Raw genomic sequence first — 12,170 nt, 5'->3', positions numbered from 1 at the left:
GCGCTACCTCGGGAATGCCAAGTACTGCGGAAGTCTCGTCGCCCAGGTCACGATCGGCTCGGCGCTCTTCGCGACCTCACTCGGTACGACGAACACCGCGGACGTCTCGAACGGTTTGCCCGCACGCGGTTCGAGGTAGTACTCGGCGGCACCCTTCGGTCGCCACGTCTGCAACTGGTCGTCGGACCCGCCGGCGCAGCCCGATGGCCGGTCGGAGTACGCATCGGCGAGGCGGTCCTCGTCCCAGATCCGGCCGTCGGGCGCGCGCAGGTGGATCAGGCATCCCTCGAGGCTCTTGAGCTTCGCGACATCGTCCACCTGGAGGCGCAGGTAGACCCGCACTCGCGTCGTACCGGCCGGAGTCGGCTCGTCCGCGCCCGCACGTTTCGGGGCCGGGTCGACCTCGACGCTCGCCGCATACCAGGTGGCATCGGCGTACGACGTGCCGCCCGCCACGACGGTGACCGCGTCACGCGGCTCCGCGTCGTACCAGGATTTGTAGTCGGATCGGGTCACCCACCAGCCGGTCGCCGGGATGACCAGCACCATGGAGGCCAGCGCGACGGCGTTCTTCTTCAGCCAGCCGTACCTCACGCCGTCGCCTCCTTGAGCTCGACCACGGGTTGTTCACCTTCGGCGGCCGGCAGCGGGATCGTTGCCTGCGGCTCCAAAGCGGTGAACACGCCGTTCTCGATCACCTCGAGCCGCGCCCCGGCCAGCTGGTCGGCCGGCATCTCGATCGCGAACGAGCCGCGCACCGGGATCCCCGGCTGGAACTCGAACCCGGTCAGATCGACCCGCGAGATGGCGTTGCGATTGGTGGCGCGGTACTGGACGCCGTCGGTGTTGCGGATGAAGACCGAGCCGAGGTGCATCGGGTCCTGCCGCGCGGTCACGATCGCGTCCACGACGACCCAGGAGGTGGAGGTCTCCCGATCCGGCCTGGTGCGCGGAACCTTCAGCTTCTTGCCGACGCGCACGGCCTCGACCGTGATCTCGAACCGGGGCGTCTGTACGACCTTGCCGGCCGTGCCGTTGACCTGGACCGGCTGCTGGAAATCGGCCTTGGTCGGGGTCAGCCGGTAGAGGCCGACGATCGCGACCAGGACGACGCCGGTGAGCGCGATATCGATGACGCGGCGGCGGTTCATCGGGCCGCCTTCAGGTTGTTCTTCACCTTCACGACGGTCTCGCCGGCGATGCCGTCCTGACGCCAGACCTCGTAGTGGGTCAGCTTGGATTCCTTCTCGTACGTGGTTTTCTCGACCTTGACGTGCACCTCGGCCGGGACTTCAGTGGCCTTGGGCAACTTCCAGGCGTAGACCACGTTTTCCGGCTGATTCGGCTGCAGGATGGGGTTCATCGTGCTGTCGCGCATGTTCGCGGTGCCCAGCGGGCGCGCGTCGGCGGGAAGGCCCGGTACGTCGACGAGCTGCAGCAGGCTGAGGGCGGGCGGATCGCCGAGGTCGTCGGTGAGCTTGACCTTCGCGACCACCACGAGCAGGAAACCGCCTTCATCGGGGGAGAAGACGGGCTTGAGGTCCTTGACCGCGACAGCCCGGTCGATCGTCACCTCGAACCGCCCGGCCGCGATCGCCGTACCCGGCTCGACCTGCGGGATCTCCTCGGGCGCATTCTTCAACCCACCGAAGGCGGCGGAAACGGCCAGCGCGAGCGCCCCGGCACCGAGCACCCAGGTTCGCAACGAGCGGCCCTTGACCCGGACTTCGTGGAGTGACTCCGGCAGCCGCTCCTCGACCACCGGCTCCTCGGGCGACGGCGCGCTGCCGGTCGGGGAGGGGGTCTTCTCGTCTGCCACGGACCGAAGCCTAACCAGCCATCGGTCCTCTCCAACGGTCTGCGGTAATCGGTGGGGTTAGTCGGTCGGGCGGCCGCGGAGGCGTTTGGTCTCGCTGCGGCGTTGTTTGGCCTCGACCCGGCGGCGGATCGCGCCCTTGCTCGGCTTGGTCGGCCGCCGTTTCCTGGGCGGCGCGGCGATCGCCTCGCGGAGTAGTGCCGCCAGCCTGGTCCGCGCGGCCTCGCGGTTGCGCCATTGCGAACGCTGCTCGGAGGCGGCGATGGTGATCACCCCGCCGACCAGGCGCGACTCGAGCCGCTCGAGCGCGCGGTCCTTCAGCATGGGGGTCAGTGCGGTCGTGTTCGCGACGTCGAAACTGAGCTCGACCCGGCTGTCGGTGGTGTTCACGGATTGGCCGCCGGGACCACTCGAACGCGAGAACCGCCAGTTCAACTCGGCTTCGGGTACGACGATCCCGCCGCGCACCGCCAGGCCGTCATCCATGGGGTCCATTCAATCAAGGTTTGGCGAGGGGTTTTTCGGTTGCACCCGGCCCCCTGAGTCTTGCGAATTGTCAGGCCGGTTCGGGCCGCGTCAAGGGTTTCATCGCCTGGCGGCGACGCTGACGCGCCCTTGACGCGGCCCGAACCGGCCAAGGGCGGCTGGCTATCAGGGGGCCGGGTGAGGTGTGACCGGTTGCGTCGAGTGGTGCCGTGCATGGAGGGCTGGTCCTGGTTGGTCGTGGGCGTTTCGCGTTCGGTTGGCGCAGGCGGGTGAGGATCGGCGGGGCGTTCTCGTCGCCGCGCCACTGCCCGAGGGGTTTCCCGAGCGGGCGTTTCGCGTTCGGAATGCGGCTTCCTGAGTGGACTGGACGTTTTTCGGCCGTGAAAACGTCCAGTCCGCTCAGGAAGATGCGCGCACGGCTGTCGATGTGGCTCGGGTCGTCGGTTTGGGGCCAGTCGTCGTCTTTGTGAGCCAGCTGGACGTTTTCCGGCCCCGGAAACGTCCGGCGAGCTCACAAAGCTGGGCAGGCGGACCGCTACGCAGCCACAACCCGCGAGTGAAGCGCTTCAGCCCGGCGGAAACCGGACTTGTGGCTGTGTAGCGATCCGCGGCGGACGTGCACGTCCACACGAGGCACCGAAAGGGCCCGTTTCTGCAGAAAACTGGTCGTCGTGTGGTCGTGCACGTCCGCCCAACCCGACGCGCCAACCCGACGCGCCAACCCGACGCGCCAACCCGACGCGCCAACCCGACGCGCCAACCCGACGCGCCAACTCGACGCGCCAGCGCCCGGCAGACCCCCACCCGGTCAGACTGCACCCGTCCCCTGAATAGCCGGCTGTCCTTGGCCGGTTCGGGCCGGGTCAAGGGCGCGCATGCGTGGGCGTCAGCCGATGAAACCCTTGACGCGGCCCGAACCGGCCTGACAATTCGGAAGAACTCAGGGGACGGGTGCCCACCAACACAACTAGAGTCCTGCCAATGCATCCGCTGCAGCACCCGGCCGTGATCCGCGAGGTCGAACGCACCGCCTCGACCCACCTCGGTTTCCCCTGGCACGCAACGGGTTTCACCAACCTCGACGACCTGGCCTCACACCCCTGCGGCCTGTTCTCCGGCACCGCCCTGACAGTCTTCGCAAAACTCGGCGACCACGACCACTTCACCGCCGAACTGCAAGGCCTCTCGCTCCTGCGACCCTCGGTCCGCGTCCCGACCCCAGTCGCAACCGGCATCGCCCAAACCGACTCCGGGACGTTGCTCCTGCTCGAGGCCGAGGCGGCCCAGGAAGCCCGTACGGACGACCACTGGCGTTCGATTGGGACGACCCTCGCCACGCTGCACGACGTACAAGCTGAGCATTTCGGCAACACCTTCGACGGCTTCTTCGGCCCACTCCCGCAAGACAATCGCCCAGTCACCACCAACACCTGGCCCGACTTCTACGCCGAACGACGACTCACACCCCGACTGCGCTCGGCCGTCGACAGCGGCCATCTCCCGCCGGACCTGGCAAAGAAAATCGAAGCCCTGATCCACCGCCTGCCGACCCTCTGCGGCCCGGAGCCAACGCCCTCGCTCCTCCACGGCGATGCCCAGCAGAACAACTGGCTCACCACGCCAACCGGCGCCGTCCTCATCGACACAGCGCCGTACTTCGGCCATCCCGAGATCGACCTCGCCCTGCTCGACTACTTCGAGCCCGTCCCGGCCGCGGCGTTCGAGGCATACAAGGAGATCCGGCCGATCGACCCAGGTTTCGCGGAACGACGGGAACTCTGGCGCCTCTACGGCTACCTGGCCGTCGTCACGGTCGACGGCGATTCCGCCTTCGGCCGCCCATTCCTGGCCAAAGTCGCCGAAGCCATCGACGCCTATCGCTGATCGGCGAAACCCTGTGATCTCGGCCACGAGACGCACGTCCACTGGGTGATCACGACGGGGACGGCGTTTTCATGGCGGCGTACGCTCAGTAATCGTGACCCTCGGTATCAGCGTGCTCATCGTGGCGGTCGTCCTCGGCGGCCTGCTGAGCCTGCTCAAAGCCCGGTACGACGGGCGTTTCCGGGGCAGCCGCGCGATCCGGCGAGACGTCCACCGCCGCGAGCAGAACCATCAGAACGCGCAGAACCATCAGAACGGGCAAAACCACCAGACCGAGCAGGAACCAAGCGTGCCCCAAGAGCAATCCGTCGACCGTCTGACCGAGGCGGATATCGACGGCCAACTAGGCGAGAGGGCCACGCTGCTCCAGTTCTCCTCGGCTTTCTGCGCCCCTTGCCGCGCCACCCGCCGGACCCTGACCGAGGTCGCCGAGATGGTCGATGGCGTGCGCCACGTCGAGCTCGACGCCGAGTCCCACCTGGACCTGGTCCGCCGCCTCGACATCATGCGTACGCCGACGACGCTGGTCCTCGACCGGGCCGGCGCGATCGTTACCCGCGCCAGCGGCCAGCCGCGCAAACCCGACGTCATCGCCGCTCTGGCCACCGCCGTCGACCGCCAAACCAGCTAGCCGACTACCCGCGAGTCCACATCGTGATCAGTTGTCTCACAGAATGGGACCAAGGGTCGCGGGCACCAAGGTGCTTCCGTACTCTCGGTCTCGTGGCTTACACGACTTGGTTGACGAAGCGCAGGGCAGTGGACAACTGCCGCATGCGCTCGTCCCTGTGTCGTATGCCCTGACCAGGCGGCGTCCCGAGCGCTCCGGAACCGGTCGCTGAGCACGGTTCCCAGTACGTCGCCTCCCGCCCGTTCACGGTGGCGGAACAGCTCGAAAACCCCTCTCCCGTCGGGAGTCGCCATGTCCAGTCAGTCGACTGACCAGCAGGCACAGGTCGATCAGCGCCGAGAGGCACAGGTCGATCCACGCGGACTGCGGTTCGCCGCGGCCGTGACGACCCTGGTGCTGGCGCTGACCCTGATCCTGAACAACCCCTGGCCGCTCGCGGTGCAGGCCGGGGTGTTCGCGATCGCGGTCGCGTTCGGCGTACAGGCGTCGCCGTACGGCCTGATCTTCAAGCGTCTCGTCCGGCCCCGGCTGGGTCCGCCGAAGGAGCTGGAGTCCGCGGTACCGCCGCGGTTCGCCCAGCTCGTCGGTCTGGTCTTCGCCGTCATCGGGCTGGCGGGTTATTTCAGCGGCGCCGTCGTACTCGGCGTCGTCGCTACCGGTTTCGCCCTCGTCGCCGCGTTCGTCAACGCAGCGGTTGGGCTGTGCCTCGGCTGCGAGGCATACCTGCTGATCCAACGGATCCGCGCGCCGCATTCCACCCACGCAACCACCACCTGAGGAGTAGTACATGAGCAGGGAATCAGCGCTCGTCTCGGCCGACTGGGTCGAGGAGCACAAGTCCGACGAGAACGTCGTCCTGATCGAGGTCGACGAGGACGTCTCGGCGTACGACGGCGGCCACATCGCCGGCGCCATCAAACTGGACTGGAAGGACGACCTCCAGGACCCGGTTCGCCGCGACTTCGTGAACCAGGACCAGTTCGAGGCACTGCTCTCCGAGCGTGGCGTGGGCAACGACGACATCGTCGTGCTGTACGGCGGCAACAACAACTGGTTCGCGGCCTACGCCTACTGGTACTTCAAGCTGTACGGCCACGGTGACGTGCGTCTGCTCGACGGCGGTCGCAAGCGCTGGGAGCTGGACAGCCGCGAGCTGACCGACGAGACGGTCAAGCGCGAGGCCACCCAGTACAAGGCGAAGGAGCCGGACCTCAACATCCGCGCCTTCCGCGACGAGGTCCTCGACGCGATCAACGTGAAGAACCTGGTCGACGTCCGCAGCCCCGACGAGTACGCCGGCCGGCTGCTCGCCCCGGCCCACCTGCCTCAGGAGCAGGCCCAGCGTGCGGGTCACATCCCGACCGCGGTCAGCATCCCGTGGAGCAAGGCGGCCAACGACGACGGCACCTTCCGCGCCGACGACGAGCTGAAGACGCTGTACGCCGACGCGGGCGTGGACTTCGGCAAGGACACGATCGCGTACTGCCGGATCGGTGAGCGCTCGGCGCACACCTGGTTCGTGCTGCACGAGATCCTGGGCCAGGAGAACGTCAAGAACTACGACGGTTCCTGGACCGAATGGGGCTCGCTGGTCGGCGTACCGGTAGCCCTCGGCGACGAGCCCGGGCAGGCCTGACATGTGCGGAGCGACCAAGGGCGGCCTGTCCCTCAAGGGTGTAGACGTTGACAAGGAAGCCGTGATCCAGGGCCAGGTCCTGCGCGGCGACGAGCCCGTCAGCGGTGCGTACGTGCGCCTGCTCGACGGCACCGGTGAGTTCACCGCCGAGGTCCCGACCTCGGCGACCGGGCACTTCCGCTTCTTCGCGGCCCCCGGCACCTGGACGCTGCGCACGCTGGCGCCCAAGGCCGAGCCGGTCGACCGCCAGGTAGTGGCCCAGTACGGCGAGGTGGCCGAGGTCTCCGTCTCCGTCTGACACAGTTCGTTTCGAAGGGCCCGGACCGTTATGGTCCGGGCCCTTCGTCGCCTTATAGGACAGGCTTTTCGACGTTGAAGTAGACGTCGTCGAGCCGTCCGTGGAACTGGTCGTTATCGGTGCCGATACTCTTCGCGCCCACCGTCAACGGCTGGCCGACCGGATTCACCACGTACGACGCGGCCACGGTCACCGGCACCGCCGTCCGGTCGATCGAGTCGACCAGGATCTGGAACTGCCCGGCGATCCGCTGACAGGTGACCTTGTGCCATTGGCCGTCCGAAATGCTGACACTTGAAGTGACCAGTTTGGGGTCCGCGCCACCGGCCTCCCGGATCACGCAGCTCGGCGTCCCGGAGGTCTTGTCCAGCTGGAGCTTCCACTGCGCGGTGTTGTAGAGCCCCTTCTGCAAGAGGTTGGAGCCGTGGTCCGCGGTCAACTCGACCGGAACCACGTTCACCCAAGCGCCGTACGCGAAATCCAGCGCACCCGGGTTGAGCGAGGCCTCGTCCGGCGTACTGATCATCGCCTTCGGGCAGCCGGTCCCGGTGCAGAGCGCCGGGAACTGCACGGCCTGTCCGGCACCATCTCGTCCCGGAGCGACAGTGGTGATCTGGCCGCCGTTGGAGGCCGTCACCGTGCCGAGGTGGGACTTGCCGCTGTCGTCGATCACCGTGGTGACAGGTGAAGCGACGGTGTTGAATTTCCAGCTGATCCTCTGTGACATGACCGCCTCGGCCGGTGCCGTTGCCGCGATGGTCAGGGCTGCCGTGACCGCCACGGTTTGAAGCGCTCGTTTCATAACTTCCCCCTCTGCTCGGAGCTCTCTCGAGTTCTCCGGCGGACGGTAACAAGCTTCTTCGTCAGTCACATCGGCTTGCTTCGAGGTTGCAGGAACCGGCAGAGCGATGGCTCAAAAGGCTTGCTGGCAAGGCGACTCGCCGGGGGATGCAGGCGGGAAGGTTACGCGCAAGACCTGGTTTCTCACAGGATGAGGTCAATTGTCACGGTTAGGTCTCGGTCTGCATCGGTCTCGTTACCTACGGCAACCGGGCGAGTTGTCCCTTCTGTCCTGGCCCGAACGCGGGTCGAGTCATTACTCAGGGAGGAGGGGTCAATGCGACCCCGCATCGGATACAAGAAGCTGGTCGTCGCCGGCGCAGTTGCCGCCGTTGGCGTAGCTTCGACGATTGCCTTGACGTCGGGTTCTGCCACCGCCGCGCAGAAGTTCGGTTACAGCGGCTTCGCGCACGGCACCTACGTCTTCACCGGTCTGGCTGACAGTGGCCCGCAGGTTTCGTCTCAGCACGCCTGCACCACCAAGGTCGGCATCCACGAGACGAACGACCTGGCCACGGCCAACGTCAACCGTCAGGCGATCGCGCGCACCGTGAAGACCCAGACGAACACGGTGAACGACAAGCGGGGCAATGGCTCCATCACCAAGGCGACCGCTGTCGATGTCAAGCTGGGCAACCTGCTCACGCTGAAGGGCGTCGAGAACTGGTCTTCGGCCGTCAACAAGAACGGCAAGTTCGAGGCCAGCGCCGGCACCAAGATCCTCGCGATCAAGATCGGCAGCGTCACCGTGCCGAACCTGATCAAGGCCGACCCGAACACCAAGGTTTCGGTTCCGGGCCTCGGCTTCATCGTGCTGAACTACCAGAAGCTGTCGACGACGTCGTCCAGCGCGACCGCGAACTCGGCGGCCGTTCTGATCCATTCGACGATCAAGAACAAGTTCCTGCCGAAGGGCGCGACGGTCGCCGTTCTGCTCACCAAGGCCGAGGTCGGTGGCCCGGTCAGTGGTGTGCTGCGCGGTAAGGCTTACGGCACCGAGGTCAAGGTTGGCGACCTGGTGAAGTCCAGCCCGACGTCGCTGCAGACCCTCTGCATCACGACCGGCGGCAAGTCGCACACGCAGGGCGTCGCCGAGGTGAAGGTCCCGGGTCTGGCTTACGCCGGCGCGGTCACCACCACCAAGCGCGGCACCACCACGGCTGACAGCGCGACGGCCGAGATGAACGCCAAGACGGGTCGAGTCACGATCGGCAGTGGCGATCACAAGATCGTCGTCGAGGCCGTGACCTCCTGGGCCAAGGCCTCCAAGACCACGGGTACCCACACGCAGCTGTGGGCCGGGTCGAAGGTTCTGTCGATCCGCGTCGGTGACAAGGTCATCCCGGTTCCGCAGGGCGTCAACAAGACGGTCAACGTGCTGGACATCGCCTCGCTGACCTTCAACAAGGTCGAGAAGCGCGGCAGCAGCATCTCCGTCACGGCCCTCGTGGTTCGGGTCAAGGCGCTGAACACCACTGTGAAGATCGCCTACTCCGAGGCCGCTGTCGTCGGCTGATAGCCCAACTGACTCGAACCTCACCGGTTCAGCTGGGTAGTAGGTAGCAGTACCGAAACACCACCGGACTCTCCGGACCAGGATCCCCGTGATCCAGGTTCGGAGAGTCCGGTTTCTCGTTGCCAGCGGTTTCAGCTGTCGAGGATCAGGGTGACCGGGCCGTCGTTGACGAGGGCCACGTCCATGTGGGCGCCGAAGCGGCCGCGAGCCACCTCGGCGCCGAGGGTCTTGAGCGCGTCGCAGAACGCGTCGTACAGAGGTTCCGAGACGGGCCCTGCCGCGGCGGCGGACCAGGATGGCCGACGACCCTTGCGCGTATCGGCGTACAAGGTGAACTGGCTGATCGCGAGGATCGGGGCCTGCTCGTCGGCGCAAGAGCGCTCGCCTTTGAGGATGCGCAGGGTCCAGATCTTCGCGGCGAGGGCGGTCGCGATTTCGGCGGTGTCGTCGTGGGTCACGCCCACCAGGACGAGCAGCCCCGGCCGATCGATCGCACCGACCACCTCGCCCTCGACGGTGACGGATGCCTGGCTGACACGCTGTACGACGGCTCTCATGCCCCCAGTCTGCCCGAACGCCCGAGCGGGCCAGATCGTCCGGTGATCGGGCGGTTTGACGGGGGATTCTCCCGTTCGAGCGGCACATCTGGCACGATTCGTCCTATGACGACGATGATCACCGTGGCTCCCACTGGTGCCGAGACGGCCAAGGCCGACTGCCCGGCGCTGCCGACGACGCTCGACGAGCTGGTGGAAACCGCCAAGCGCTGCGAGGCGGCCGGCGCGGCGATGATCCACATCCACATCCGGGACGCCGAGCACCGGCCGACGCTGGACCTGGGCCGGCTGACCGAGACCGTCGCGGCCGTCCGGGAGAACAGCGCGCTGATCGTGCAGCTCTCGACCGGTGGTGCCGTCACGGACCCGTTCGAGCACCGCCTCCGGGTGCTCGACGCCGCTCCCGACTCCTGCTCGCTGACGATGGGCACGGTCAACTTCGGCGATGACGTCTTCATGAACCCCTGGCCGTTCGTGACCGAGCTCTACCGGCTGACCCAGGAGCGCGAGATCGTGCCGGAGTTCGAGCTGTTCGATCTCGGGCACGTGGCCGCGTTGCACCGGCTGCTGGACAAGTTCGGTCTGCCGTACGGCGGCAAGGTGCACTGCGACCTGGTGATGGGCGTGCCCGGCGGGATGCCCGGCACTCCGCAGGCATTGGTTGCCGCGGTCAACGGTCTGCCCTCGGCGGTGACGTCGTGGTCGGCAACGGGCGTCGGCCGGACAACCCTGCCGGTGGCGCTCGCGGCGCTGTCGATGGGCGGTCACCTGCGCGTCGGCATGGAGGACACCCTCACCCTGGCCAAGGGCAAGCCCGTGACCCACAACGCCGACCTGGTCGAGCGCGCCGCAACGCTCGCCACTCTGGCCCAACGCCCGCCGATGGCCCCCGACGAGGCTCGTACTCTCCTTAATCCGAAGGCCGTCTAGCGCGTCGCCGTACGGCGAACACGGCGAGGGTGACCAGCACGATGGTTGCCTCTAGCAATAACCAGTCGCGGAGGTAGTTCCGCGCGAGCACTGTCGGGTTCGCGCCCATGCCCTGCCGGAGCAAGAGCGGCAGGGCGATCAGACTGGTCAGGCCGATATAGAGCAACGCGGTACGGACGTAAGCGAGCGCGTCCGATCCGCCCAGTCGGCGGGTGAGCAACCAGCCCACCACGATGACGACTGGTGCGATGACGAAGTCGTCGACGAATACAGCACCGCCGAGCCAGAGCGGCAGGCGGATCAGCGCCGGCGGTTCGAGGTGGTGCAGCAGCAACCAAGCGCCGTACAGCCCGGCGGCCAATCCCAGTCCGACCAACGCGAGCCTGGCGGCATCGGTAGGCAACATGCTCCACCGGGTGATACCCCGGACGGTCGTACGGCCCATCACAGCACCTCCAGGCGGTGGACCCACTTCGTCTGCAGTACGCCCGGCCGGTTCGGCGCGATGATCCGGGCCGGGAAGCCGTGATCCAGGTCGAGGATCTCGCCGTTGACCCGCAAGGCGAGAAGCGTCAGGGGATCGGCGGCGAACTGTGGCGGGAGTTCGCTGGTTCCGTAGAAGCCTCCGCGTTCGAGCGACACCACCCGGACGCGGGCCCCCACGTCGGCGCCGCACAACCGCAGCAGGTCCCGAACCCGGACGCCCTCCCAGCTGGCGCCCTGGCTCCAGCCCTCCACGCAGGCAATCGGCAAGTCCGAGCCGTGCTGGATCAGCGCCCTCAACTGGTCGAGCGAGTACGTCAGCTCGCGCGGCCCGGCAACGGTCAAACGCCAATCCGGCGACAGGGCCTGGGCGATCACGCCGGCGTCCTTTGCCGTCCGGTTGACCGGCAGCCCTTGTGGGCCGATGCCCGGACGACGAGGAGCGAGTACGGCGACCGGGCCGAGCGCTGGTACCGACTGGCCGACGGCGGTGAGGCCTACCAAGGCGCCAGCGCCCGCGACCGTCCGGAACAACGTACGCCGGCTGATCCCGGTCGTTGCTTCGGGCAAGGGAGTCGGTCGACGCCAGTGGGTGACGATCAGCGGCAGCTTCACCGCGACGTGGACCAGTAACGCGCCGACGATCACCCAGGCCAAGGCGTAATGCGTCTGGCGGAAGGGGAACGGCCACGGGTACCACTGCAGCGTGTTGAGAAAGCCTATGAAGACCTCGAGCGCGACGGCGGAGACGAGTACGAGGATTGACAGGCGTTCGAGGATCTCCCCGAAGGCCTTGAAACTAGGCGGTTTCGCGAACAGCTTCGGATAGACGGTCCAAAGCTTGGCGAGCAACAGCGGCACGGACACCAGGCCGGACGCGACGTGTAGGCCTTGGGTGAAGCGATAGAACGACGCGGGTCGGCTGGGAATCGTCAACCAGGCGGGCGTCTCCTGCTGCCAATGGCTCAGCAGGCCGGTCACAAAGCACACCAGTACGGCGATCCCGAGCCAGCGCCCCAGCACGGTCGCAACCCGGGGGTGATGCAGTGGCGACGAGAACGAGTCCTCGCTCGGAGGAGACGGCAGCTTCATG

15 protein-coding genes are annotated in these 12,170 nt (G+C 67.0%); 7 read left to right on the top strand and 8 right to left on the bottom strand.

The annotated features are described in order from the left end of the window. Positions 1 to 3 precede the first annotated feature (3 nt). Genes OG394_RS20875 through arfB form a run of 4 tightly spaced genes read right to left on the bottom strand, consistent with a single transcriptional unit; the run spans position 4 to position 2,302 of the window. On the bottom strand, positions 4 to 594 hold the full coding sequence (locus OG394_RS20875) for a hypothetical protein (protein ID WP_328988681.1): 591 nt from the start codon (positions 592 to 594) through the stop codon (positions 4 to 6). Then, positions 591 to 1,151, bottom strand: coding sequence for a hypothetical protein (locus OG394_RS20870; protein WP_328988680.1), 561 nt, complete (start codon positions 1,149 to 1,151; stop codon positions 591 to 593). The genes OG394_RS20875 and OG394_RS20870 overlap by 4 nt, the downstream gene beginning before the upstream one ends. Further along, entirely contained in the window at positions 1,148 to 1,819 is a 672-nt protein-coding gene (locus OG394_RS20865; protein WP_328988679.1) for a hypothetical protein, read from the bottom strand. Before OG394_RS20865 ends, OG394_RS20870 begins: the two co-directional genes overlap by 4 nt. A 57-nt stretch (positions 1,820 to 1,876) precedes the next feature. Further along, positions 1,877 to 2,302: an alternative ribosome rescue aminoacyl-tRNA hydrolase ArfB gene (arfB, locus tag OG394_RS20860; RefSeq protein ID WP_328988678.1), complete on the bottom strand. Its 426-nt coding sequence runs from the start codon at positions 2,300 to 2,302 to the stop codon at positions 1,877 to 1,879. A 981-nt stretch (positions 2,303 to 3,283) separates the two neighbouring features. Between arfB and OG394_RS20855 the strand changes: the two genes are divergently transcribed. The 5 genes from OG394_RS20855 (at position 3,284) to OG394_RS20835 (ending at position 6,751) form a co-directional block, all read left to right on the top strand. Continuing rightward, entirely contained in the window at positions 3,284 to 4,186 is a 903-nt protein-coding gene (locus OG394_RS20855; protein WP_328988677.1) for a fructosamine kinase family protein, read from the top strand. Between the two features lie 94 nt (positions 4,187 to 4,280). Continuing rightward, a complete protein-coding gene (locus OG394_RS20850; protein WP_328988676.1) occupies positions 4,281 to 4,817 on the top strand; it encodes a TlpA family protein disulfide reductase in 537 nt (178 codons plus the stop codon). Positions 4,818 to 5,108: 291 nt separating this feature from the next. Beyond that, positions 5,109 to 5,594, top strand: coding sequence for a DUF4395 domain-containing protein (locus OG394_RS20845; RefSeq protein WP_328988675.1), 486 nt, complete (start codon positions 5,109 to 5,111; stop codon positions 5,592 to 5,594). A gap of 10 nt (positions 5,595 to 5,604) precedes the next feature. Then, on the top strand, positions 5,605 to 6,453 hold the full coding sequence (locus OG394_RS20840) for a sulfurtransferase (protein WP_328988674.1): 849 nt from the start codon (positions 5,605 to 5,607) through the stop codon (positions 6,451 to 6,453). Position 6,454: 1 nt separating this feature from the next. Then, positions 6,455 to 6,751 carry a DUF1416 domain-containing protein gene (locus OG394_RS20835; RefSeq protein ID WP_328988673.1) on the top strand — a complete coding sequence of 99 codons (297 nt, stop codon included), beginning with the start codon at positions 6,455 to 6,457 and terminating at the stop codon, positions 6,749 to 6,751. 52 nt (positions 6,752 to 6,803) lie between these two features. Here OG394_RS20835 and OG394_RS20830 read toward each other — a convergent pair whose 3' ends face one another. Beyond that, on the bottom strand, positions 6,804 to 7,553 hold the full coding sequence (locus OG394_RS20830) for a LamG-like jellyroll fold domain-containing protein (RefSeq protein ID WP_328988672.1): 750 nt from the start codon (positions 7,551 to 7,553) through the stop codon (positions 6,804 to 6,806). 315 nt (positions 7,554 to 7,868) lie between these two features. On the opposite strand from OG394_RS20830, the gene OG394_RS20825 reads away from it, so the two are divergent. Next, complete coding sequence (locus OG394_RS20825; protein WP_328988671.1) at positions 7,869 to 9,107, top strand: choice-of-anchor P family protein; 1,239 nt, start codon at positions 7,869 to 7,871, stop codon at positions 9,105 to 9,107. 131 nt (positions 9,108 to 9,238) lie between these two features. On the opposite strand, the gene dtd is transcribed toward OG394_RS20825, so the two are convergent. Continuing rightward, positions 9,239 to 9,664, bottom strand: coding sequence for a D-aminoacyl-tRNA deacylase (dtd, locus tag OG394_RS20820; RefSeq protein ID WP_328988670.1), 426 nt, complete (start codon positions 9,662 to 9,664; stop codon positions 9,239 to 9,241). Between the two features lie 105 nt (positions 9,665 to 9,769). Here dtd and OG394_RS20815 point away from each other — a divergent pair, with 105 nt between their 5' ends. Beyond that, entirely contained in the window at positions 9,770 to 10,594 is an 825-nt protein-coding gene (locus OG394_RS20815; RefSeq protein ID WP_328988669.1) for a 3-keto-5-aminohexanoate cleavage protein, read from the top strand. Here the strand turns inward: OG394_RS20815 and OG394_RS20810 are convergent. Both OG394_RS20810 and OG394_RS40110 read right to left on the bottom strand, forming a co-directional pair. Further along, entirely contained in the window at positions 10,575 to 11,039 is a 465-nt protein-coding gene (locus OG394_RS20810) for a hypothetical protein (protein WP_328988668.1), read from the bottom strand. The two genes, OG394_RS20815 and OG394_RS20810, sit on opposite strands and share 20 nt — an antisense overlap. Continuing rightward, a complete protein-coding gene (locus OG394_RS40110) occupies positions 11,039 to 12,169 on the bottom strand; it encodes a molybdopterin-dependent oxidoreductase (protein WP_442914217.1) in 1,131 nt (376 codons plus the stop codon). The genes OG394_RS20810 and OG394_RS40110 overlap by 1 nt, the downstream gene beginning before the upstream one ends. Position 12,170 lies beyond the last annotated feature (1 nt).

The sequence above is a fragment of the Kribbella sp. NBC_01245 genome, assembly GCF_036226525.1.
Taxonomy (GTDB): Bacteria; Actinomycetota; Actinomycetes; order Propionibacteriales; family Kribbellaceae; genus Kribbella.
This window is presented reverse-complemented; position numbering and strand designations above follow the sequence as displayed.

Bases quoted from the DNA above. Each gene is read 5' to 3' on its own strand.
- OG394_RS20870 (WP_328988680.1), bottom strand. From the start codon at position 1,151: ATGAACCGCCGCCGCGTCATCGATATCGCGCTCACCGGCGTCGTCCTG.
- arfB (WP_328988678.1), bottom strand. From the start codon at position 2,302: ATGGATGACGGCCTGGCGGTGCGCGGCGGGATCGTCGTACCCGAAGCC.
- OG394_RS20855 (WP_328988677.1), top strand. From the start codon at position 3,284: ATGCATCCGCTGCAGCACCCGGCCGTGATCCGCGAGGTCGAACGCACC.
- OG394_RS20845 (WP_328988675.1), top strand. From the start codon at position 5,109: ATGTCCAGTCAGTCGACTGACCAGCAGGCACAGGTCGATCAGCGCCGA.
- OG394_RS20840 (WP_328988674.1), top strand. From the start codon at position 5,605: ATGAGCAGGGAATCAGCGCTCGTCTCGGCCGACTGGGTCGAGGAGCAC.
- OG394_RS20835 (WP_328988673.1), top strand. From the start codon at position 6,455: ATGTGCGGAGCGACCAAGGGCGGCCTGTCCCTCAAGGGTGTAGACGTT.
- OG394_RS20830 (WP_328988672.1), bottom strand. From the start codon at position 7,553: ATGAAACGAGCGCTTCAAACCGTGGCGGTCACGGCAGCCCTGACCATC.
- OG394_RS20825 (WP_328988671.1), top strand. From the start codon at position 7,869: ATGCGACCCCGCATCGGATACAAGAAGCTGGTCGTCGCCGGCGCAGTT.
- dtd (WP_328988670.1), bottom strand. From the start codon at position 9,664: ATGAGAGCCGTCGTACAGCGTGTCAGCCAGGCATCCGTCACCGTCGAG.
- OG394_RS20815 (WP_328988669.1), top strand. From the start codon at position 9,770: ATGACGACGATGATCACCGTGGCTCCCACTGGTGCCGAGACGGCCAAG.
- OG394_RS20810 (WP_328988668.1), bottom strand. From the start codon at position 11,039: ATGGGCCGTACGACCGTCCGGGGTATCACCCGGTGGAGCATGTTGCCT.
- OG394_RS40110 (WP_442914217.1), bottom strand. From the start codon at position 12,169: ATGAAGCTGCCGTCTCCTCCGAGCGAGGACTCGTTCTCGTCGCCACTG.